The following is a 22,163-nucleotide window of genomic DNA, read 5'->3' as shown; positions in this document are numbered from 1 at the left end:
AAAAAACTCCTTAAAGAACTCAGCGGTTATCTTTTCGTCAGCCGATTAGCGTCCGGCCTTTCCTGCGAACATGTAATGTGACATTATTTAAGCCAATGACAAAGGCCGCTTTATTCGCTCTGATCGCTCTTCAATTTATCCAATAACTCCTGCAAGCTAACTTCTGCAAAGGCAGTTGATGAGTCGGATACGCCATAAGGGATAATCAGCTTTTCGTTGTGAACTATTGCCCCGCACGAATATAGTACGTTAGGTACATAGCCTTCGCGCTCATCGCTGTTGGGGATAAGCAAAGGTTCACGCAGTCGGCCTATTTCAATGGCCGGGTCATCCAGTTTTAGTAAGCTGGCTCCCAGTACATAGCGGCGCATAGGGCCTACACCGTGGGTTATCATCAGCCAGCCATCTTTGGTTTCAATCGGCGATCCGCAGTTACCTATTTGTACAAATTCCCAGCTAAAGCGGGGTTGCTGCAACATAATTGGCTTTTCCCATATGTTAATCTTATCAGCATACATGATGTAATTATTACAGCCATCAATACGCGAAATCATTACAAACTTGCCATTCACCTTGCGCGGAAACAACGCCAGGTTTTTATTTTGGGCGCCGGCGCCGTATAATGGCATTATTTTAAAATTATAAAAATCGGTGGTTTGCAACAGTTTGGGCATAATAAGTGCGCCATCATATGCGGTGTATGTAGCATAATAAACAGAAGTATCGTCATCGTTCCTGAATTGTACAAAACGGGCATCCTCAATACCTTTGCGCTCATACTCAGATATAGGGAATATTACCCTGTCGGAGATATCGGTATCCAGCGAAAAAACTATTTCGTAGTACGAGTCGGCTAGCCACAGTACTTTGTCGTACTCCAGTTTCTTCATATCGCTTTCCTGCAATTTTTGCGAATCGATAATAATACGGCGCAGGTTGGCGTATTCAAAATGATGATCCAGCTTGGATTCCAGTTCGTGTAGGACATCAATATTGATCTGTGTGATAGCAGCTTTATCAAAAAACAGCTTTTTATTGTATACAGCGTTCCTGACAATTTCGGCTTCGTCAATGTAGTTACCGGCAGGCAAAATGGTGATGTTGTTGTCTTTATCAATTAAACCACGACGAAAAGTAATGGATGAAATATGTCCCTCGCCCACAGCCCTGAAACTGATGATCACTCTGCGTTGCCCATCTTGCAGTTCGGTTTGGTCCGGATCTTCCACAATAGAGGGATTGAAAAAAGCAGCCGATTCAATGGAATACTCGTGGGTAAAATAAGATCCTATAAGTAGCTTGCGGTTAATGGTCAAGGTATCATAATCGATATTTAACTCCAAAAAAAGCGGCTTCAATTTACTGCAATGCCGGTTTAAAACCCGGGTTATATTACGGTGCCGTTTGGAGTATTCCTGCAATAGCGGCGATACAATGCCGAAAGCTACCTCCTCGCTTATTTGCATAACGCGCTCAATTACTTCTTTTGCACGATCGTTCCCATTAAAAAAAAATCTGGCAATAACGCGTTTAGGATCGGGGTTAACTCTTATTGGTTTTCGTTCAATGGAAAGTCTCATATGTATACAATAGTAGCGTTTATTTTGTAACAGCGTTAAGTAGAAATTGATTTAGCTATTTTTAGAAAAGAATCAAGAGTTAAGAATTAAAACAATTTTACATCGATAGGGCTGAATGTAAATTTTTTGTCTTGATTCTTGATTCTTGGCTCTTGACTCTAAAATCTTGTAACTTGCACACTTATGAATGTTTTGATTGTTGAAGACGAAAAGGGCCTGGCCCTGGAGGTTGATGAATTTTTAAGTCACGAAGGATTTACAGTGGAGCATGCGCGAACCAAAAGATCGGCCGAAGAAAAGATTTTTGTTAATAATTACGATTTTATCCTGCTTGATCTCGGATTGCCCGATGGCGATGGGTTCGACCTGTTAAAAATGCTGAAAGGGCTTGATAAACGTGATGATGCCGTTATTATACTAACCGCCCGCGGGGCAGTTGACGACAGGGTATCGGGCCTGGAGCAGGGCGCGGATGATTACCTGGCTAAGCCATTTTCGTTGAGTGAATTGCTGGCCCGTATGCACGCCATTACCCGCCGTAAACACCGGCTGGAGAGTAATGACATTAACATAAAAGGCCTTAAAGTAAATATCCAGAACCGTACGGTGATGTTTAATGACGAGCGGATAAACCTTACCAAAAAGGAGTTCGAAATTTTTAACTACCTGGTGCTTAATAAAAACCGCGTAATATCGCGAACCAACCTTACCGAGCACGTTTGGGGCGATGTGTTGGAAATAAACAGCGACTCGAACTTTGTTGATGTGCACGTAAAAAACCTGCGCAAAAAACTATCGCAATACATCCCCATTGATTGGTTTGAGACGGTACGCAGCATAGGTTACCGCATTAACATTTAAACAATGAAACTGCAGGTTAAGCTGGCCCTTTATAATACTTTAACCAAAGTAGCTATCATCCTGTTTACGGGTTTGCTCATCCTGCTTTCGATAGAAAAAATTTCTTATAATCACATTGAGCTGAGGCTTGAAAATGATAAGGAGCAAACGCTTAAAAACCTTTCTTCCAGTGAAATCAGTAGTATTTTGGGCGATAAAAAGGCCTATACCGACTACAATATTCTGAAGGAAGAGTTTATTACTATTACCCAAACAAAATACAACCCGGAGGTAACTAAGGAAGTTAAATTCACTACCGAAACCCGCGATTTTGATAAATACACCCAAACCTACCGCATTTTAACACACCGGTTGAATTTTAATGGGCATACCTATATTTTGCATATCGGCGTGGCGATAGAATCGGTTGAGGAGCTAAAATCCATCATTAAAAAGTTCACTATTTTGGTTTTGGTGGTAGCCCTGGTATTAACACTGATAAGCGATCTGGTTTTTACCAAATTTCTGCTGGCCCCGTTTTATCAGATTATCGATCGTAAACTGATTAAAGTGAACGATCCGATGAACTTTGATTACGAAAAAATAAAAACAACTACCCAGGATTTTGAGCTTTTGGACGATAGCATCAGCTCGCTTATGAAAAAAATATCGAACCTGTTTATCCTCGAAAAGCAATTTATCGCCAATGTATCGCACGAATTGCTTACCCCCATATCAATCATCAGCTCAAGGCTCGAGAATATTTTACTGCAAGAGGAACTAAGCGAGGGGAGCGAAAACAAGATGCACGCGTCGTTAAAAACGCTTAACCGGCTAAAGTCGATTATTAATAGTTTGTTGCTGATATCGAAAGTTGAAAACAACCAGTATGATAAAGCAGATATGGTAATGATTGCTGCCGTAGTAATGGAAATTCAGGAAGAACTGGAAGACAGGATAGAAGAGCGGCAGTTAACTTTTTCAAACAACCTGAAATATATATATACTATAACGGGCAACCGGCCCCTGATGCACACTTTATTATTTAATTTGATTAATAACGCCATTAAGTATAATAATGCGGGTGGATTGATAACTATTAGCGATGAGCTTAAAGAGGGTACCTACAAAATCATCATTTCTGATACCGGGACAGGGATGGACAAAAAGCAAATTGAAAATGCCTTTAACCGTTTCGAAAAGCTGGACACCGACGAAAAGGAAAGTTACGGCTTAGGCCTGGCAATAGTTAAAAGTATTACGAGTTTTCATGATATAAAGGTTCAAATAAATTCGGTAAAAGGGGAGGGAACTACAGTTACGCTTGTCTTTAACGTGCCTAATCCCAATTTAATAGATAATTAGCTACGCCATTTTATTTCTTTTGGTATAGCAACATCATCATAATCCCTGGCAATATGTAGCGGGCAATAATGCAGCCTGGCGGGTTATTTTACGAAACCATTCCAATTATCGGCAGTTGGATCAAGCAAATCCTGATTGCTTACCCAGTAAGTATATATTTTTCCGTCGGTTACAGGCTGATACAAAACTTTAGAGAAATTATCTTTCTTTTCAACCACTTTAACAAATTCGTTAGATACCAGATAGCCTTTCCTTATGGTAAAGTTATCGCCATTAAGGTTGTATAAGTACGCCCGTTTTGATTTAATGAATGTTAATAAAAGGTATTTGTTTGGCTTTACAAAAGGGAAGTAGCTTTTATCAGATTCATGATCGATGTCAAATCCGGCGTCCATCGGCGGTGTCCCGGTTAAAACTATTTTCAGTTTGCCGTTCAAAAACGAAAGACGGCCTTTTTGAATGTCACCAGGAAAACCAGGATCTGTGCTTATGATACTGAAATCTTTTCCGTTTACCGAGGTTCCTTTTAAAAAGAATATATTTTCCCTTAGGTACCCTTTTACTTTTTCATCGTATTGCTCATAATATTCATACAACCCGGTAATTTTATTATTTGTTACAACTATAGTGAATTGGCCGAAATTGCTTGAATATTCGCCGCTGAGTTTAAAAGGATCACCTTGCGCAAGCACACGATTGGGGAGAACAATAAACAATAAAAGAATGGCGAAAAAGGTTAGGTATTTCATACTAAAGTGTGTTGGATTTAGGTAGCTGCTTAACTACACCATTTTATTTCTTTTGGCAAGGTAGGTTTTTAGCACATCATGGTAACCTTCATTAATATCCACATCTACCAAATCAATATGGTATTGGGCACATTTAAGTTCAAGTTGATGCCGGTATTCGGTTAAAGATGCTTTGTAGGCATCCCGTACTTTGCCAGGATGCACCTTTATTTCGGCACCGCTTTCTATATCGATAAAATGATGTGGGCGGTTATCAAAGTTAAAGTCGACCTCTTTTTGTTTATCGTTAACGTTAAAGATAATCACCTCGTGTTTGCTGAACTTCAGGTGCTGAACTGCCGCGAACAAGGCTTGCACCTTACCGGGGTTGAGGCTATTCTCCAGCATATCGCTAAAAATGATCACCATCGAACGCTGGTGGATCTCGTTAGCTACATGGTGCAATACCTGTGTGATGTTGGTAACTGTATTGGTTTTGGGATTATTATAAGCCTTCTCCAGTTCGGCGTATAAATGAAACAGGTGTGTTGTTGTTGATTTTGCCGCACTCAGCCAATCTACCTTGTCCGAAAAAAGACACAGCCCAAACGCGTCCCTTTGTTTTTTAAACAAGTGCATTAATGATGCAATGGCGTATATAGAAAACTGGAGCTTGGTAGTCCCTTTTTCAGGAAAGTTCATGGATGACGATGTATCCAATAACAGGTAGCAACGCAGGTTGGTTTCTTCCTCAAATTGTTTTACAAACAGCTTATCGGTACGGGCCAGCAATTTCCAATCGATGTTTTTCACCGATTCGCCGTTGTTGTACAAACGATGCTCGGCAAACTCCACCGAAAAGCCGTGGAAAGGACTTTGGTGCAGGCCGGTTATAAAACCTTCAACTACCTGCCGGGCCAGCAGTTCGAGGTTGGCTAATTGCTGTATTTGCTGATCGTCGTTTAATTTGGGCATAGGGCTAATATRGGGCATAAAAAAAGCGTTGCCAACATTAGCAACGCTTTTTAAAGTAAAATATGGTGGATTAAGTTATTGATAAACTTAATTTATGCCTGTACGGATTAAGCTAATTGCTTAGCTAATTTATCAGTTAATACTGATTTTGGAACTGCACCAATTTGTTTATCTACGATTTCGCCATTTTTGAAGAACAATAAAGCAGGGATATTACGGATGCCGAATTTTACAGATATACCTGGGTTGTTATCGACATCAACTTTACCAACAATAGCTCTGCCTTCGTATTCTTTTGCAATATCTTCAACTACCGGGCCAACCATTCTACAAGGGCCACACCATTCTGCCCAAAAGTCAAGTAGTACGGGTTTGTCTGATTTCAGGACAAGTTCGTCAAAGTTTGCATCAGTTATTTCTAAAGCCATGATTTCTATTTTTTAAATTTTGTTGTACAAATATATACTATTCAAATAGCTTGCCACAAACCACACCTGACAATGTGACAATTATATTAATATAAGTTATCCACTTAACGTTGTGGTGACTGTAAGTTTTTAACAAGGGTGAACAGATGCTAACAATTAGCCTTCACTGCTATACACGTTGTTGTTCATTACCCCAACAAAGGCTGCGTATTCGTAATGTTAAATATGCCCTCAATCAAATCATCGCTTGGGTTTACTTTAAAGTTTTTGGATGATAGTTCTACGTGCATGGCCTCTTCGCGGTTGTTGATCTTAAAACGCAGTTTGCAGTTTTTTACCGGGTATTTTTGGTTATTCTCGTCGATGATGTGTTGTATATCGTCAAGTAATTTGCTGCTGAGCATGCTCACGTCGATACAAACCGTTAATGATTTGGTGAGCTTATCGCGCATTTCGGACAGCAAATCCATCACCAGGATGCGCAGGTCCCAGTTATCCTTTTGGCGGAATTTTTCTTCGATGCTGCCCTTAATATGTAAAAAATAGCCGTCCATCATCATGTTACGGAATTTTACATAATCATCACCAAACAAGGCAAATTCGTACGATTCATTGTAATCCTCCAACACGAAAGTGCCAAAGGGCTTACCTGTTTTAGTTATTTTATGCTGAACGCTGCTTACCAGTCCGCCTATGCGGATCTCGCCGCGTTTACGTAACTCGTTAAAGGCACCCATGATCTCTTCGCCACCTTCGCCCGAGCGTGCTTTTTGCATCAGTTTCAAATCGCTGATGGTGCTGTTGCAAAAGCGGTCAAGCTCTACCTTATAGTTATCCAGCGGGTGGCCGGTAAGGTAAATACCAATTACCGTTTTTTCGTATTTCAGTTTTTCTATCAACGGCCATTCTTCAGCCTCGGGCATGGCCGGTTCAGGCACATATGATGCTACTGAGCCGCCGAATAATGATGATTGCGAGCTGCTTTGTACATTCTGGTAATCATTGGCATACTTGGTAAGGCGCTCAATACCTGTTAATACGCCAACATCTGTTTTAGCAAAAAACTGGGCGCGGTTATAGCCAAACTCATCAAAGGCACCACCGTAAACCAGGTTCTCGTACGATTTTCGGTTTACACTGCGGGTGTTCGACCGGCGTGCAAAATCATAAACAGATACGTAAGGGCCTTTGGCAACCCGTTCTTCAATAATACTCTCCACCGCTTTATCGCCCACTCCTTTAACACCGGTTAACCCGAAACGCACCTGCCCTTTACGGTTTACCGCAAAAGCCATGTCCGACTCATTGATATCCGGCCCTAACACCTCTACACCCATCCTGCGGCATTCCTCCATAAAAAAGGTAATCTTTTCCATGTTGTTCTGGTTGTTTAAAACTGCCGCCATGTACTCGGATGGATAGTGTGCCTTTAAATAAGCCGTTTGATAGGCCACAAAAGCATAACAGGTAGAGTGCGATTTATTGAACGCGTACTGCGCAAAAGCCTTCCAGTCGGTCCATATTTTGGTCAGTTTATCTTTGGGATGGCCTTTGGCTACAGCCCCATCCATAAACTGGGACTCCATTTTGTTCAGAATCTCAATTTGTTTTTTACCCATCGCCTTACGCAAAACGTCGGCATCGCCTTTACTAAAGCCTGCCAGCTTTTGCGATAAAAGCATCACCTGCTCCTGGTACACGGTAATACCATAGGTTTCGCCCAGGTATTCCTCCATGTCGGGCAAATCGAACACGATAGGCTCCCTGCCGTGTTTACGGGCAATAAAGTTGGGTATATACTCAATCGGTCCCGGGCGGTACAGGGCGTTCATGGCAATTAAATCCTCAAACTTATCGGGCTTAAGTTCGCGCAGGTACATTTGCATACCATCACTTTCAAACTGGAAAGTACCATTGGTATCGCCTCGCTGGTAAAGCTCATAAGTTTGCAAATCATCAAGCGGGATATAATCTATATCGATATGTACGCCATGATTTTGTTTGATCATCCGTAACGCATCTTTAATAATGGTAAGGGTTTTAAGCCCTAGAAAGTCCATCTTAATTACGCCTGCATCTTCAATTACACGGCCATCATATTGTGTAACCAGCAGATCGGAGTCTTTGGCAACGGCAACTGGAACAATATCGGTTAAATCATAAGGGGCAATGATGATGCCCGCCGCGTGTACGCCTGTATTACGTACCGAGCCTTCCAGCTTAGCTGCCTCGCGCAGTACCTGGCTGCGCAGGTCGTTGCCATTTAATATTTCTTTAAGCTCGGGTACCTGTTCAATGGCATCTTTAAGGGTAATGCCCAGGGTATCGGGTACCAGCTTTTTAATTAAGTTCATTTCGGATAGCGGCATATCCAATACGCGCCCTACATCCTGTATACTGGTACGGGCAGCCATCGATCCATAGGTGATAATTTGCGCCACCTGGTTTTTACCATACTTATCTACCACGTAATCAATAACCTTTTGGCGGCCTGCATCGTCAAAATCCGTATCAATATCGGGCATCGATTTACGGTCGGGGTTCAGGAACCTCTCAAACAGGAGGTTGTACTTCATCGGGTCGATGTTGGTGATCCCGGTACAGTAGGCTACCACCGATCCGGCTGCCGAACCACGGCCCGGGCCTATGAATACACCCATATCGCGGCCTGCTTTTATAAAGTCGGCCACAATTAAAAAGTAACCGGCAAAGCCCATCGTTCTGATGGTGAACAATTCAAAGTTAATGCGCTCCTCAGTTTCGGGCGATATATCTATGTAACGTTCCTTGGCGCCCATAAAGGTAAGGTGCTTCAGGTATTCCCACTGGTTCAGCGTATCAGCATCCCCGGTATTGTGAATTTTAAACTCCTCGGGTATTACGTAATTAGGTAACAGGATATCACGTTTAAGCTTTAAAACCTCCACCTTGTCCACAATCTCGTTGGTATTGTCCAATGATTCGGGCAAGTCTTTAAACAGGTGGCTCATTTCCTGTTGGGTTTTAAAATAAAACTGGTCGTTAGGGAAACCAAACCTATAGCCACGGCCGCCTTCCTCGTCGGTAGCAATAGGGGTGCTTTGCATATCGCCGGTGTTTACGCAAAGCAAAATGTCATGAGCGTTGGAGTCTTGCTGATCTACATAATGTGAATCATTGGAGCAAATTACCTTTACATTATACTTTTTGGCGTACTCCAGCAATACTTTGTTCACCGTATTTTGGTCGGGAATATCGTGGCGCTGCAGTTCGATGTAAAAATCTTCGCCAAACAAATCAAGCCACCATTTAAACTCGGCTTCGGCCGCTTCGGGGGTATCCCTTAATATGGCCTGGGGTACCGATGCCCCAATGCAGCAGGTTGTAGCAATAATGCCTTTGTGGTGCTTTAAAATTAGCTCTTTATCAATACGGGGCCATTTGCTGTACAGGCCTTCCATGTAGCCGTATGAACATAGCTTAACCAGGTTTTTATAGCCTTCAGGATTTTTGGCCAGCATCAGCTGGTGGCGGCGAATGTCTTTCTTTTCCTTTGTAAAGGTTTTTTTATGCCTGTCTTCTACCACGTAAAACTCGCAGCCAACAATGGGTTTTACATTGTGTTTACCAGCTTCGGCCACAAATTTAAATACGCCAAACATGTTACCATGATCGGTAATTGCAAGAGCTTTCATCCCATCAGCTGCGGCCTTTTTGTATAGTTTTGAGATGTCGGCAGCGCCATCAAGTAACGAGAACTGGGTATGAACGTGTAAGTGAGAAAAATCTGGCATAGTAAATCCGTTTCAACAAAATCTGTAGAAATACAAAGTTATTAAAAAACAAGTTCGCGGGGTTGAGTGTTGAAAAAACAAAAGAGAGCCTCACCCCGGCCTCTCCAAAGGAGAGGGTAAAAAAGTTTGTTTTGAATCGGCTCTTCCGGGAAAGATTTAGAGGGGGGTTACTTTAGCACATTATTTGACTATATTAAGCATATCGATCTTCACCTTTGAAAAATTAATACAATTGAAAAAAATATTACGAATAACCCTCAAAACAATACTTTGGATACTGGTGAGTGTAGTTTTACTGGTTATCCTTGTAGTTATTTTGATACAGGTGCCCGCCGTGCAAAATTTTGCTAAAAACAAGGCGGTAACTTTTTTACAAAACAAAATACACACTAAAGTTAAAATAGGCCACATTAGCCTTGGCCTGCCCAAGTTGCTGGTGTTGGAAGATGTATACTTTGAAGACCAAAAGAAAGACACCCTGATAGCCGGCGAAAAACTGAAGGTTGATATCAGTATGCTAAAGCTGTTACACAACCAGGTAGAAGTTAATGAAATTAACCTGCAGGGCATCACGGCGAACATAAGCCGGGGTGCCGATAGTGTTTTTAACTTTGATTATATTATTAAAGCCTTTGCAGGCGAACAAAAAAAAGAGGTGAAACCTACCGACACAACCTCTACTATGAAGTTTTCTATCGATAAGGTAAACCTGGATAGGATCAACGTTAAATACAAGGATGTAACTACGGGCAACGATGTGAAATTCCTGCTTGGCCATTTTGATACCAGGATAAAAGATTTTGATATGGATAAAATGAAATTTTCCATACCTAAAATTACTTTGTCAGGTGTAAATGCACGTATCATTCAAACCCCGGCGGGATCATCAATAGCGCAGGCTGCCAAAGTAGATACCGCTGTAAAACCTATGAACCTGGATTTAAATTTAGGCCAGATAGATCTGTCTAAAATAAAGGTTGATTATCAAAGCAGCGAAATGACGGCCAATATTAACCTGGATAAGCTGTTGGTTAATATGGATAAGATAGACCTCAAACATCAAAAGGTGGGCATTAAAGATATCGAATTGAATGATACCAAAGCTGCCCTAAGCTTTGCCAAACCTCAAACGGTTGCAAAAGCCATTGTTAAAACCGCCAAAAAGCTTGATACCCTTGTGGCTGCTCCGCAATCATCGCGCTGGGCTGTTACGCTCGGCAAAATCAGCTTAAATAATAATAATGTTAAGTTTGATAATAACGCGCAAAAGGCTATTGCCAAAGGCCTGGATTACGCCCACATGGATATCCGCGACCTGAATGTTGAAGCGGAAAATATCGCCTATACATCGGATACAATTTCTGGTAAAATAAATAACTTTTCCTTCGCCGAAAAAAGCGGATTGAAGATCAATAAATTCCATACTGCGTTCTTTTATGGGCCAACCAATGCTTACATGAATGATTTGTTATTGGAAACACCACAAACCACACTGCAAAAGTCGGTTCAGGTGCGCTATCCTTCTATCGCTGCTATCAGTAAAAACGTTGGCTCGTTAGGTATTAATGCCGATTTAAACGGCAGTCGCCTGGGTTTAAAAGATGTGTTATTGCTGATGCCCACAATGGCAGCTATGGAGCCATTTAAATCATCGCCGGGCGCTGTATTTAAAATAAACGGCAAAGTAAGGGGGCAGGTAAATAACCTGGATATCCCCAGCCTGGATATTGCCGGCCTAAACAACACCCGCATTAAGGCATCGGCAAAGCTAAAGGGCCTGCCCGATATAAGCAAGGCCTATTTTGATGTTACCATAAATGACCTTAACACCAGCCGCGCCGATATTGCCAAACTGGCGCCGGCAGGCAGCATCCCGGCAAACGTAACCATCCCCGAAAATATGAACCTGAAAGGAAATTTTAAGGGTGGCATGTATACTTTTAACACCAGGCTGGGCCTCAGATCAAGCCTGGGCGCTGCGGATGTTATTGCATCGGTAAAAAACTTACAAAACAAGCAAAAGGCAAGTTATAAGGCCAATATTAAAGTTAACGAGCTAAATGTAGGCGCGCTTACCAAACAACCACAAACCGTAGGTAAAATTACGTTAACCGCCAATGTAGACGGTTATGGCCTTGACCCCAAAACGGCCAATATTAAATTTGATGGCAACCTGGCCAATGCGTACGTAAAAGGTTATAACTATAAAAACCTGGCTTTAAAAGGCAGTTCGCACAATGGCGCTTACACGGCTATTGCCCGGATGAAAGACCCTAATATTGATTTTAGCCTGGATGCCAAAGCCAATCTGAATAAAAAATATCCTTCGGCTTCGGGCACATTAACCGTTGACAGCATCAACCTTAAAAAACTTAATTTTACTACCGGCGAAATGCGGTTTCATGGCAAGATAGTGGCTGATGTGCCAACCGCCGATCCTGATTACCTGAACGCCGATGTTAAGGCGACAGATTTGCTGGTGGTTAACGGAACCCAACGCATAAGATTAGATACCATAAGCCTCATCTCGACAGCTAATGCGGATAGCAGCACGCTGCGTTTAAAAACACCGGTTATGAGCGCTCATATGGCCGGTAAATACAAGCTTACCCAGGTTGGCGATGCTGTGCAGGATGTAATTAATAAATACTTTAACACCGCCATTGCGGGCGGGCAGCAGGTGGCCATTACCAAAAAGGATGCGAAAGGTAAAACGGTTAAAACCGGCAAAGTTAAACCCGCCGTAGCCGCCAAATATCCGCCGCAGCAATTTGTGTTTGATGCTAAACTGGTTAAAACTCCTTTACTTACCCAGTTTGCGCCCGATTTAAAAACGCTTGACCCGGTATTGTTAAAAGGAAGCTTTAATAGCGAAAGTGGCGAACTGGTTGTAAACGGATCGATACCAAAAGTGGTTTACGGCACCAACACCGTTAACAAGGGAAGCCTGAAGATAAATACCGGTAACAATGCGCTTAATTATAATCTATCTGTAGATGAGGTAAAAGTTGGTTCATCGGTTGATCTGTTGTATACCAGCATATCGGGTAGCGCGCAAAACAATAAACTGGGCGTAAGTTTACAAGTAAGGGATGCTACAAAAAAAGAGCGCTTTAGGGTAGCCGGCACGTTTAGTATTTTACCAAATGAGTATCAGTTTAGCTTTAACCCCGATGGGCTGTTATTAGATTATATGCCATGGGCTGTTAATGCCGATAACTTTTTACAATATGGCCCCAAAGGAGTGCTGGCACATAACTTTACCATTAGCAATAGCAACCAGGTATTGAGCATCAACAGCAAAACACAGGAGTTTAATGCGCCACTTGATGTTAAGTTCAGCAATTTTAAAATAGAAGGACTTGCCAAAATGGCCAAACAGGATAGCCTGCAGGTAGGCGGGGTTATTAACGGCGATGCAGAGGTTAGTAATTTCCAGGCTTCACCGGTATTTACAGCAGCAATCAACATCAACGACTTTAATTTTAAAGGAGATACCGTAGGGAACATTGCCTTAAAGGTAAATAACCAAACTGCCGATGCTTATGCAGCAACAGTTGATATTACCGGCAAAGGCAACCAGGTTAAGCTGGATGGTATTTACTATACCAATCCCGCAAGCAAGTTTGATCTTAACCTGAACATCGTGAGCCTGAATATGAAAAGTATAGAAGGCTTTGCATTTGGTAGTATCCGCAACGCATCGGGTAACATTACGGGCCAGTTAAAAATATCCGGTACCACAACGGCACCTTCTATTAGGGGCGATGTAAACTTCAATAAGGTTGGGTTTAATGTATCAATGCTCAACTCGTATTTTACAATGCCGCAGGAGAGTATTACGTTTAGTGACCAGGGCATCCGCTTTAACGATTTTACACTGGTTGATTCTACCGGGAACAAGGCAATTGTTACCGGCAGCGTGTACACCAAAACCTATACCGACTATGCGTTCGGCCTTGATATTAACGCCAAAAATTTCAGGGCGGTAAATTCTACGCAAGACGATAACAAGCTGTTTTACGGCAAGCTTTATATTGATACCAGGATAAAAGTACGCGGAAACATGGACAAGCCTGTGGTTGATGCAAGCCTCACCGTGAACGACAAAACCGACATGACTTTTGTATTGCCCACTAATGACCCCGGCATCGAAGACAGGAAAGGGGTGGTAGAGTTTATTGACCAAAACGAGCCGAAACTCGATTCGATATTATTGGCCAGGCAATTGGATTCCCTTAAAAAAACCAATGTTAAAGGGCTCGATTTATCGGCAAATATTGTGGTAAGCAAAGAAGCTGCCTTTACTATTGTGGTAGACGAACGCAACGGCGATGTGGTACACTTAAAGGGCGAGGCTAACCTGAACGGGGGTATCGACCCAAGTGGTAAAACGAATTTAACAGGTACATATGTGGTTAATTCCGGATCATATAACCTGGCTTATGCTACCGTGAAACGCACTTTCCTGTTTAAAAAAGGCAGTACCATTGTTTGGACAGGTGATCCAACCAGTGCCAATATAGATTTGACTGCCGTTTATGTAGCCAATGTACCGCCTATTGACCTGGTCGAAAATCAGCTCTCCGGTTCGGATAATGCAACCATGTATAAGCAAAAGCTTCCATTTAACGTAAATCTTAATCTTAAAAACCAACTTTTAACACCCGATATCAGCTTTGATATTGTACTGCCCGATAGCACATACACCGTATCGTCAGATGTGATCAATACCGTAAATACACGCCTTACCCAGGTTAGGCAGGATCCTAATGAACTAAACAAACAGGTGTTAGGTGTATTGATATTGGGCCATTTTATAGGCGATAACCCATTGCAAAGCCAGGGCGGCGGCGGCGGTGTTGAAGGCGCCATCCGTAGCAGTGTAAGTAGCTTATTGTCAGATCAACTGAATAAACTGGCCGGTAACCTCATTGAGGGCGTCGATCTCAACTTCGGATTAACATCCGGCGAGGACTATTCATCCGGTACGGCCACAAACCGAACGGACTTGAATGTGGGGCTATCTAAACGGTTCCTGAACGACAGGCTAACAGTAACAGTTGGCAATAACTTTAACCTGGAGGGCGCGCAACAAGGCCAAAAGGCTACCAATATAGCCGGAGATGTATCTGTTGGTTACAAACTAAGTAAGGATGGCCGCTACAGCTTGCGCGCTTACCGTAAGGATGAGTTTATAGTTATACAAGGGCAGGTGATTGAAACCGGTTTAGGATTTACCCTCACGGTTGATTATAACCGCTTCCGGGAAATATTCAGGAAGCGTACCGAAGAAGAAAAAGCCATGCGCCGTAAATACAGGCAGGAGCAAAAAGAAAAGGATAAGGAAAAGGACGCTGCTAATAAAGCCGCCGAAGATAAAGCCAAAGCAGATAGCACTATTACACACTAAGTACATGATTAAAAATTTAAGATATTTATTGATACTCGCCGTGTTGCTGAATGCCTGCAGTAATACCAAATACCTTGCACCCGGTCAAAAATTATACACAGGGGGAGAGGTGAAGATTGCAGATAAGGATTCGTTAAAAAAGGGAGAGGCAAGCATGCTTACCACCGATCTTACATCGTTGTTAAGGCCTTATCCAAACGGTTCTATTTTAGGTTTGAGGGTTAAATTGTATATCTATAACATCACCAAAACAAAAAAAACAAAAGGTTTGGCACATTGGCTAAATACCAAGTTTGGCGAGCCACCTGTATTGATAAGCTCGGTTGATGTCGAAAAAAATGCCGGAATATTACAAAACAGGTTACAAAACGTAAGCTATTTTCAGGCGCAGGTTGCCGGGGATACGGTTAGCAAAGGTAAAACAGCAAAAGCAGTTTATACCGTACAGGCAGGGCCTGGGTACCGTATCAGGAAAGTGGTATTCCCCAAAGGAACCGAAAATATCGATACTGCGGTGGCCGGTTCGGCCGCTAAAAGCCTGTTAAAGGTGGGCGATAAGTATAATCTTGATGTGATAAAAACCGAGCGGATACGCATTGATGCTAAATTAAAGGAAGAGGGCTTTTTCTTTTTTGCGCCCGAAGATTTGATCATGAAGGTGGATAGTACGATAGCCGGGCACCAGGTGGATATTTTTGTAAAAGTTAAAAACGATATAGCCGAACGCGCCCAGGAAATTTATACTATCCGTAATATTTATGTTTATCCTAACTATTCATTAACGGATACATCGATGATGATGGATAAAGCAAAACATTACCGTTGGTATAACATCGTGGAACGCCGAAAAACCATCAGCAGTTTTGCATTTGCCAATACGGTATTGCTGCACCCTAATGATGTTTACAGCCGTACTGTTCATAATAATTCATTAAACAGGTTTGTAAACCTGGGGCCATATAAATTTGTGAAAAACAGGTTTGAAGATGTAACCCCCGATTCGCCTAAGCTGGATGTTTATTATTTTTTAACGCCCTATAAGCGCAAATCGTTACAATTTGAAATTCTGGGCCGCACCACATCTGCCAACTATACAGGTACACAGGTAAACCTCAGTTGGAAACATCGGAATGCTTTTATGGGGGCCGAGGCGTTGGGCGTTACGCTTTTTGGTAGTACTGATGTGCAGGTAGGCGGTGGCAACAACGGTTTTAACGTTTACCAGTTCGGTATTCAAGGTACATTATCGTGGCCGCGTTTTATAAGCCCGATAGAACCCAAGGCCGATAATGCCTATATACCGCATACGAATTTAACGCTGGGCTACACAATTGTTAACCGGCAAAAGCTTTATAATCTAAATTCATATAACGCCACATTTGGATATAACTGGAAAGAGAACGCTCACCGAACGCATGAACTGAATATCCTGAACTTTCAATTTGTAAATCCACTAAGCGTATCGAAGCTATACCAGGACAGCGTGCTGGGCGTAAACCATCCCGGTGTATTACCTAACCCGGCTTTAAAGCATGTTATTGATAAGCAATTGATCCTCGGGCCGAGCTATAGCTATACGTTTACCAATACTACAGACGACTACCGTACCAATACCATGTACTATAACGGAAAGGTAAGCTTGTCAAATAATCTGTACGGGCTGGTTACCGGTGCCGATACCACCGCAGGTAAAGTGCGTAAACTATTTGGAGCTACTTTTAACCAATTTGTGAAACTGGAAAACGAAATTCGGTATTTTCATAAAACGGGGCCGAACAGTACCATAGCATCGCGGGTTATACTGGGCGTAGGTTTGCCTTATGGCAACTCGACCCAGTTACCATACAGCCAGCAGTTTTTTATAGGTGGCCCCAATAGTTTAAGGGGTTTCCAGGCCAGGTCGATTGGGCCGGGGCATTTTAACCCAACAGCAAGTGTTGCACAGGGTAATTTCCTGCCCGACGAATCTGGCGATATTAAACTGGAAGCCAACATCGAGTACCGTCCAAAACTATTCAGTATAGTTAGGGGGGCATTATTTGCCGATGCCGGTAACATCTGGTTGCTCAATTCAAATGGAGGGCAGCCTGGCGGGGTATTCAGTAAGAAATTTATTAATGATATCGCTGTTGATGTTGGCTTCGGCTTACGTTTTGATATCACGGTGCTGGTGTTGCGTACCGATTTGGGAGTGCCACTACGTACACCATACGTTCGCCCCGGCGAGCCTCAGTGGAATCTTGACTGGCACAGGAGCGTATTTAACCTGGCAATAGGATATCCGTTTTAATTATTGAATTATTGATTTACTGAATTATTGAGTTAGGCAAGTTTGCGAAAGCGCCATTTTTATCGGTGCTGAACAAAGCTATTTTATAACTTGCACATTCAATAAATCAGTAAATCAGTAATTCAATAATTGCCCATGACATCTATTCCACTCCAGATCATCGACCTGCACRACGATGGCTACCATCCGTTAATTGAGGTGATCCTGTTTGGCAAAGCATTTATTATGGTTTTGGACACCGGTGCATCAAAAACCGCTTTTGACCAAACCATGCTGGCAGAAGCGAGTGAGGCAACTTTTATATCCGAGAGTGACAGGCTGTCAACAGGTTTAGGCACCAATACTATGCAGTCGTTCACCGCTTTAATCAGCGGTATGCAAATCGGCAGTGTATTGGTTGACGATTTTGAAGTTGCTGTACTGGATTTATCCACTATCAACATAGCCTATGGCCAAATGGGACATCCACAGGTATTGGGCGTTTTAGGCGGCGATATATTGATGAAATACAGAGCGGTGATTGATTATGGTAAACAGGTTATTAAACTAAAAAAGCCCCGCGTTAAGCGAGGCTGATCATTATCTTTAAATAGTATCTGCACATCTGTAGTCTACAAATCTGCACATCTTCCTATGTATCTATCTTAGCATACTTAGCATTGCGCTCAATAAACTCACGACGCGGTGCTACTTCATCGCCCATCAGCATGCTGAAGGTGTGGTCGCACTCTGCTGCGTTTTCAATGGTGGCGCGTTTTAGGGTACGTGTGGCCGGGTTCATGGTGGTATCCCAGAGCTGGATATCATTCATCTCGCCCAAACCTTTGTAACGTTGTACGTGTACGCTATCTTCTTTACCGGCACCTTTAAGGCGTTGTATAGCGGCATCGCGCTGTACATCATTCCAGCAGTATTCAAACTCTTTACCTTTTTTAACCTGGTACAATGGTGGCGAAGCGATGTAAACATAGCCGGCTTCAACCAATTCTTTCATGTAACGGAAGAAGAATGTAAGGATCAGCGTTGTAATGTGCGATCCATCCACGTCGGCATCCGTCATGATGATGATTTTGTGGTAACGTAGTTTAGTGATATTTAAAGCTTTATCATCATCAGGTGTACCGCGGCTTACGCCAAGGCCGGTAAACATGTTCTTGATCTCTTCATTTTCGTAAATTTTGTGCTCCATGGCTTTCTCCACGTTCAGGATTTTACCACGTAAAGGTAAAATAGCCTGGTATTCGCGGTCGCGGCCTTGTTTGGCGGTACCACCCGCCGAGTCACCCTCTACAAGGTAAAGTTCACACAGCGATGGATCGTTATTGGCACAATCAGATAATTTACCTGGCAGGCCAGATCCGGTCATTACACTCTTGCGCTGTACCAGTTCGCGGGCTTTACGGGCAGCGGCACGGGCTGTAGCAGCAAGTATTACTTTGTTTACAATTAGCTTGGCCTCTTTCGGGTTTTCTTCCAGGAAGTTGCCCAATATTTCGCCTACTGCCATATCAACGGCGCCCATCACCTCGTTGTTACCTAATTTGGTTTTGGTTTGGCCTTCAAACTGTGGCTCCTGTACTTTAACAGAAATTACAGCGGTTAACCCCTCGCGGAAGTCGTCACCGGTAATTTCCATCTTCATGTTTTTAAGCAATCCCGATTTATCGGCATATGCCTTCAGGGTACGTGTCAATCCACGGCGGAAACCTGCTACGTGTGTACCGCCTTCAATGGTATTGATGTTATTTACGTACGAGAATACATTCTCGGAGTAGGTATCATTATACTGAAAGGCAAGCTCAACAGGGATACCATTCTTTACACCATCCAAATAGATAGGCTCGGGAATGATAGACTGGCGTGTGCCATCTAAAAACTTAACAAACTCGCGTAAGCCACCTTCAGAGTAAAACTCTTCGGTAGGGTATGATCCATCCTCGTTAGGTATACGCTCATCGGTTAAGCTAAGGCGGATGCCTTTATTTAAGAATGATAGTTCGCGCAGGCGGCCTGCAAGTGTATCGTATTTATACTCGGTTGTAAGGGTAAAAATGGTAGCATCCGGTTTAAATATAATGGTAGTACCCCTTTTATCCGTTTCGCCAATAGTTTTAACTTCAAACAAAGGCTTACCTTCTGAGTATTCCTGTGTCCACACTTTGCCTTCGCGGTAAACTAGAGCAGTAAGGTGGATAGATAGCGCGTTAACGCAACTAACACCCACACCGTGCAAACCGCCGGATACTTTGTAAGTATCCTTATCAAATTTACCGCCGGCGTGTAATACGGTCATTACCACCTCTAAAGCCGATTTTTTTTCTTTAGTGTGCATAGCGGTTGGGATACCGCGACCATTATCTTCAACCCTTATCGAGTTATCTTTTAATATAAAAACCTTAATTGTGTCGCAGTGGCCGGCAAGGGCTTCGTCGATAGAGTTATCAACAACCTCATATACCAAATGGTGCAAACCTTTAACGCCTGTATCACCAATGTACATGGACGGGCGCTTACGTACCGCCTCTAAACCTTCTAATACCTGTATATTATCTGCTGAATAATTGGATTTGTCCTGATTTTCTTCGCTCATATTTATTTAGTACAACAACCTTCAAAAGTACGAATTTTTGATGGCAATGACGAATGATTGTGGATAAAAAGCGAGGTGTGGATAGATGTGCAAATGTGCAGATTTCAGATGTGTAGATGTTTTTCCAGATGAGCAAATTTCAGATATTCAAATGCGCAGATTAATAATTTAGATGGGGCGGATGATTAATCGGATGATCGTAAACTCAACATTTTCAAATTGATCATCATCTGCACATCTGAAATCTGCAATTTGCACATCTAATTAGGATACTTGCAACGAAAGTTTATCTTTGTCAAACTTTTTTAAATTTTACGTGAGATAATGAAAACTACTGTTTCAACTTTAACAAAATTCACCTTCGGGATATTAATTGCAGGTAGCATTGCCGCCTGTAACCAAAATAAAACTGCCGACAAACCAGCCTCAGGCGCTACCACTGTAAGTGATGGCAAGGATGCAATTGTTTATATCAACTCAGATACTTTACTAAGTAAATATGAGTACACAAAGGATATGAACAAACGCCTGGAAGAAAAAGGCAAAGCCTCGCAAGGCGATTTACAAAACAAAGGGCAGGCTTTTCAACGTGAAGTTGCCGAGTATCAAAAAAGTGCAGCCACTTTACCTGCCGACCAACGCCAGGCTACTGAGCAACGTTTACAACGCAAGCAACAGGAATTACAAGGCTATCAGCAAAATGCTACTGCCGAGTTCCAAAACGTGCAGGCTACCGAAGCAAGCAAACAATACGATAAAATTGCTGATTTTGCCAAAGCCTACGCTAAAGAAAAGGGCTACAAACTTGTGTTGTTATACTCAAAAGCAAACCCAACCGTATTATATGGCGATCCATCTTTAGATGTAACAACTGACGTGATCAAAAGACTTAACGACGCTTACGCGAAGGAGAAAAAATAAAATCGATTTGAAAATTTGAGAATTTGAAGATTTGAAAATGAAAAACATCTTCAAATTTTCAAATTGCAGAATTCTCAAATTTAAAATAGGACCTCAACTTCGGCTGAGGTTTTTTAATTTAGAGGACTATGGAAAACACGGCACATGAAAAATTCATGCGGATAGCAATTGAGCTATCCGAGTATAATGTAAAACAGGGGATGGGTGGCCCTTTTGGCGCCGTTATAACAAAAGATGGCATGATCCTGGCCCGTAGTGCCAACAGGGTTGTTCCTACAAACGATCCAACTGCACATGCCGAGGTATCGGTTATCCGCCTGGCCTGCCAGGAGTTGGGTACTTATGATCTTTCCGGTTGCGAGATTTATACCAGTTGCGAACCTTGCCCCATGTGCCTTGGCGCCATATACTGGGCCCGTATTGATAAAGTTTACTATGCCAATACCAAGGCCGATGCCGCAGCAATTGGCTTTGATGACCATGATATTTATGATGAACTTGCAAGCCCAATGGCCGACAGGAAGTTACCCTTTGTGCAATTATTACGCGATGAGGCAATTGCTGCTTTTAAGCTGTGGGAGGTAGAAGAAAATAAGACGAAATATTAATTTAATTTGAGAATTTGAAGATTTGAGAATTTGAAAATGCTTGTCCGATTAATCTCTATCGGTAAGTTTTCAAACCATTTTATTGCCATTTTCAAATCTTCAAATTCTCAAATCTTCAAATTATTCTTCCTCATCTTTCTCAAAAAAATTATCTTTTAAATCGTCTATCTCTCTACGGTCAAGTTTTGTAGGCCGACCGGTGCCTCTGTCGCGTTTAAGTATTGGGGCTTGGAACATGGATTTAAAAGCCTGGGTTTGTTCAACCGGGGTTATATCCAGGTAATAGTCAGCTGCCTTTTTTGCATCAACCCTGTTCTCCAGCAAGCCGGTTACCCTAATAATCTTCCGGTCAGGGCCCTTTGATACCTGGTAGGTATCGCCAATTTTTACTTCATATGAAGGTTTTATATTTTTGCTGTCAAGCTTTACACGGCCGGCCTTGCACGCATCAGATGCCAGTGTACGGGTTTTAAAAACGCGGATAGCCCACAGGTATTTATCAATTCTTAGTTTTTCTTTTTCGGCCATTGTTTATTCAATTATGCTACAATAGTTTAGCCAACTGGCTGCTAATCCGTCGATTTTTTTTTCGATAATTCAACAGGAACGCCTAAAGCATCGCCAACAGCAACGCCAAATAGTATATCTTTGC

14 protein-coding genes are annotated in these 22,163 nt (G+C 42.4%); 7 read left to right on the top strand and 7 right to left on the bottom strand.

What is annotated here, in order from left to right:
- Window positions 1-110: 110 nt before the first annotated feature.
- Window positions 111-1,580, bottom strand: a complete 1,470-nt coding sequence (locus AC1DU2_RS00455) for a glycoside hydrolase family 130 protein (protein ID WP_477355527.1) — start codon at window positions 1,578-1,580, stop codon at window positions 111-113.
- 183 nt (window positions 1,581-1,763) lie between these two features.
- Here AC1DU2_RS00455 and AC1DU2_RS00450 point away from each other — a divergent pair, with 183 nt between their 5' ends.
- Together AC1DU2_RS00450 and AC1DU2_RS00445 are read left to right on the top strand one after the other, a co-directional pair.
- Window positions 1,764-2,441: a response regulator transcription factor gene (locus AC1DU2_RS00450; RefSeq protein WP_477355530.1), complete on the top strand. Its 678-nt coding sequence runs from the start codon at window positions 1,764-1,766 to the stop codon at window positions 2,439-2,441.
- A gap of 3 nt (window positions 2,442-2,444) precedes the next feature.
- Window positions 2,445-3,785: a sensor histidine kinase gene (locus tag AC1DU2_RS00445; protein ID WP_477382318.1), complete on the top strand. Its 1,341-nt coding sequence runs from the start codon at window positions 2,445-2,447 to the stop codon at window positions 3,783-3,785.
- A gap of 83 nt (window positions 3,786-3,868) precedes the next feature.
- On the opposite strand, the gene AC1DU2_RS00440 is transcribed toward AC1DU2_RS00445, so the two are convergent.
- The 4 genes from AC1DU2_RS00440 to dnaE all read right to left on the bottom strand — a co-directional run bounded on the left by AC1DU2_RS00440 (window position 3,869) and on the right by dnaE (window position 9,689).
- The gene (locus AC1DU2_RS00440) at window positions 3,869-4,534 is read right to left on the bottom strand and encodes a hypothetical protein (protein WP_477355536.1); all 666 of its coding nucleotides are present in this window, start codon (window positions 4,532-4,534) and stop codon (window positions 3,869-3,871) included.
- Window positions 4,535-4,567: 33 nt separating this feature from the next.
- Window positions 4,568-5,488: a DUF58 domain-containing protein gene (locus AC1DU2_RS00435; protein WP_477382317.1), complete on the bottom strand. Its 921-nt coding sequence runs from the start codon at window positions 5,486-5,488 to the stop codon at window positions 4,568-4,570.
- Window positions 5,489-5,595: 107 nt separating this feature from the next.
- A complete protein-coding gene (gene trxA / locus AC1DU2_RS00430) occupies window positions 5,596-5,916 on the bottom strand; it encodes a thioredoxin (RefSeq protein WP_147056439.1) in 321 nt (106 codons plus the stop codon).
- Between the two features lie 188 nt (window positions 5,917-6,104).
- Window positions 6,105-9,689 (bottom strand): DNA polymerase III subunit alpha, encoded by a 3,585-nt coding sequence (gene dnaE, locus AC1DU2_RS00425; RefSeq protein ID WP_477382316.1) that lies wholly within the window; start codon window positions 9,687-9,689, stop codon window positions 6,105-6,107.
- Between the two features lie 232 nt (window positions 9,690-9,921).
- Between dnaE and AC1DU2_RS00420 the strand changes: the two genes are divergently transcribed.
- The 3 genes from AC1DU2_RS00420 (at window position 9,922) to AC1DU2_RS00410 (ending at window position 17,968) form a co-directional block, all read left to right on the top strand.
- Complete coding sequence (locus AC1DU2_RS00420) at window positions 9,922-15,102, top strand: translocation/assembly module TamB domain-containing protein (RefSeq protein ID WP_477382315.1); 5,181 nt, start codon at window positions 9,922-9,924, stop codon at window positions 15,100-15,102.
- 4 nt (window positions 15,103-15,106) lie between these two features.
- Complete coding sequence (tamL, locus tag AC1DU2_RS00415; protein ID WP_477382314.1) at window positions 15,107-17,392, top strand: translocation and assembly module lipoprotein TamL; 2,286 nt, start codon at window positions 15,107-15,109, stop codon at window positions 17,390-17,392.
- Window positions 17,393-17,527: 135 nt separating this feature from the next.
- Window positions 17,528-17,968 carry an aspartyl protease family protein gene (locus AC1DU2_RS00410; protein ID WP_477382313.1) on the top strand — a complete coding sequence of 147 codons (441 nt, stop codon included), beginning with the start codon at window positions 17,528-17,530 and terminating at the stop codon, window positions 17,966-17,968.
- A gap of 55 nt (window positions 17,969-18,023) precedes the next feature.
- On the opposite strand, the gene gyrB is transcribed toward AC1DU2_RS00410, so the two are convergent.
- Window positions 18,024-19,982 (bottom strand): DNA topoisomerase (ATP-hydrolyzing) subunit B, encoded by a 1,959-nt coding sequence (gene gyrB / locus AC1DU2_RS00405; RefSeq protein ID WP_477355557.1) that lies wholly within the window; start codon window positions 19,980-19,982, stop codon window positions 18,024-18,026.
- Window positions 19,983-20,306: 324 nt separating this feature from the next.
- On the opposite strand from gyrB, the gene AC1DU2_RS00400 reads away from it, so the two are divergent.
- Both AC1DU2_RS00400 and AC1DU2_RS00395 read left to right on the top strand, forming a co-directional pair.
- Window positions 20,307-20,903 carry an OmpH/Skp family outer membrane protein gene (locus tag AC1DU2_RS00400; protein WP_477355560.1) on the top strand — a complete coding sequence of 199 codons (597 nt, stop codon included), beginning with the start codon at window positions 20,307-20,309 and terminating at the stop codon, window positions 20,901-20,903.
- Between the two features lie 128 nt (window positions 20,904-21,031).
- Window positions 21,032-21,511, top strand: a complete 480-nt coding sequence (locus tag AC1DU2_RS00395) for a nucleoside deaminase (protein WP_477355563.1) — start codon at window positions 21,032-21,034, stop codon at window positions 21,509-21,511.
- A gap of 120 nt (window positions 21,512-21,631) precedes the next feature.
- Here AC1DU2_RS00395 and AC1DU2_RS00390 read toward each other — a convergent pair whose 3' ends face one another.
- A complete protein-coding gene (locus AC1DU2_RS00390) occupies window positions 21,632-22,039 on the bottom strand; it encodes an RNA-binding S4 domain-containing protein (protein WP_477382312.1) in 408 nt (135 codons plus the stop codon).
- Between the last annotated feature and the right edge of the window lie 124 nt (window positions 22,040-22,163).

This window comes from Mucilaginibacter sp. P4_C11, from assembly GCF_056402115.1.
The sequence above is the reverse complement of the archived record's forward strand: the minus strand, read 5'-3'. Positions and strand labels throughout refer to the sequence as shown.